This is a genomic window from Massilia sp. CT11-108, assembly GCF_047302915.1.
Lineage (GTDB): Bacteria > Pseudomonadota > Gammaproteobacteria > Burkholderiales > Burkholderiaceae_D > Telluria > Telluria orientalis.
This window is the reverse complement of record NZ_JBKYMO010001352.1, coordinates 1-349: the sequence shown is the minus strand read 5'-3', so window position 1 is coordinate 349 and position 349 is coordinate 1. Positions and strand designations below refer to the sequence as shown.

The following is a 349-nucleotide window of genomic DNA, read 5'->3' as shown; positions in this document are numbered from 1 at the left end:
CATATGGTAGGAGAGCGTTCCGTAAGCCTGAGAAGGTGTCTTGTAAAGGATGCTGGAGGTATCGGAAGTGCGAATGCTGACATGAGTAGCGATAAAGAGGGTGAAAAGCCCTCTCGCCGAAAGCCCAAGGTTTCCTGTTCAACGTTCATCGGAGCAGGGTGAGTCGGCCCCTAAGGCGAGGCAGAGATGCGTAGCTGATGGGAAGCAGGTTAATATTCCTGCACCGTCGTATGATGCGATGGGGGGACGGATCGCGGAAGGTTGTCCAACTGTTGGAATAGTTGGTTCTTGACTCATAGAAGGCGCTTAGGCAAATCCGGGCGCGTAATTCAAGGGGTCGAGACGTGTG

General features: G+C 53.3%; 1 rRNA gene. It reads left to right on the top strand.

What is annotated here, in order from left to right:
* Window positions 1-349: ribosomal RNA gene (locus ACEN88_RS34755) — 23S ribosomal RNA — on the top strand; the annotation flags it as partial.